Origin of the sequence: Mycobacterium sp. E2699, assembly GCF_001666745.1 — a bacterium.
GTDB lineage: Bacteria > Actinomycetota > Actinomycetes > Mycobacteriales > Mycobacteriaceae > Mycobacterium.
In genome coordinates this window covers 1-974 of sequence record NZ_LZJH01000124.1, presented here as the reverse complement: position 1 = coordinate 974, position 974 = coordinate 1, and the positions used below count along the sequence as shown (strand labels likewise).

2 protein-coding genes are annotated in these 974 nt (G+C 62.6%); one reads left to right on the top strand and one right to left on the bottom strand.

Annotation, left to right across the window (positions count from 1 at the left end; genetic code table 11):
* Window positions 1-174, top strand: a 174-nt coding sequence (locus A5696_RS21165; RefSeq protein WP_197517015.1) for a class I SAM-dependent methyltransferase, incomplete at its 5' end; no start/stop codon positions are given.
* A gap of 37 nt (window positions 175-211) precedes the next feature.
* On the opposite strand, the gene A5696_RS21160 is transcribed toward A5696_RS21165, so the two are convergent.
* Window positions 212-974, bottom strand: a 763-nt coding sequence (locus A5696_RS21160; protein WP_067882959.1) for a cyclopropane mycolic acid synthase family methyltransferase, incomplete at its 5' end; no start/stop codon positions are given.

Genomic DNA, 974 nt, shown 5'->3' with positions numbered 1-974 from the left:
CACTACGCACGGACCCTGGAGACGTGGGCCGCGGCCCTCGAGGCGAACAAGGAGACGGCGCTCGCCATCCAGTCCCAAGAGGTCTACGACCGGTACATGAAGTACCTCACCGGCTGCGCCAAGCTGTTCCGCGAGGGCTACACCGACGTCAACCAATTCACCTGCGAGAAGTAGCCGGGCGCCTGGGAGCGCCCGGCCAGCGGTGCGCTACTTACTTGGCCAGCGTGAACTGGCCGACGTTGCTGATGCCCTTCAGGAAGAAGTTTTCACACCCCGTCAGGTAGTGCATATAGCGGTCGTAGACCTCCTGGGACTGGATGGCGATCGCCTTTTCCCGGTTCGCCGCTAAATTCGCCGCCCACATATTGAGCGTGCGGGCGTAGTGCTCCCGCAGCAATTGCACCTTTTCGACGGTGAATCCGGCCGCGGGCGCCAATTTCAGAATGTCTTCCTGCGCCGGCAACTGCCCGCCGGGAAAGATCTGGGTGTAGATGAATCGCGTGAACCGCACGTCGCTCATGGTCAGCGAGACGCCGAGCTCGTGCAGCTGTTTTTGGGAATGCGCGAGAATCGTGTGCAGCAACATCCGGCCGTCGTCGGGCAGGATCTCGTAGGCCCGTTCGAAAAACGCCGGCCAACGGTCCGCTTTGAACGCTTCGAAGGCGCCGATCGTGACAATGCGGTCGACGTGGTCCTCGAATTCCTCCCAGCCCTGCAGCCGCACCTCGACGCTGCGCCCGGTCGGGACCTTGGCCAGCCTCGCCTTGCTGTACTCGAACTGGTTGCGGCTGAGGGTGATTCCGATGACGTTGACGTCGAACTTCTCGACCGCTCGTTGTAGCGCACCGCCCCAGCCGCAACCGACGTCGAGCAGCGTCATCCCCGGCTCGAGGTTGAGCTTGCTCAGCGACAGGTCGATCTTGGCGATTTGGGCTTCCTCGAGCGTCATGTCGTCGCGCTCGAAGTAGGCGCAG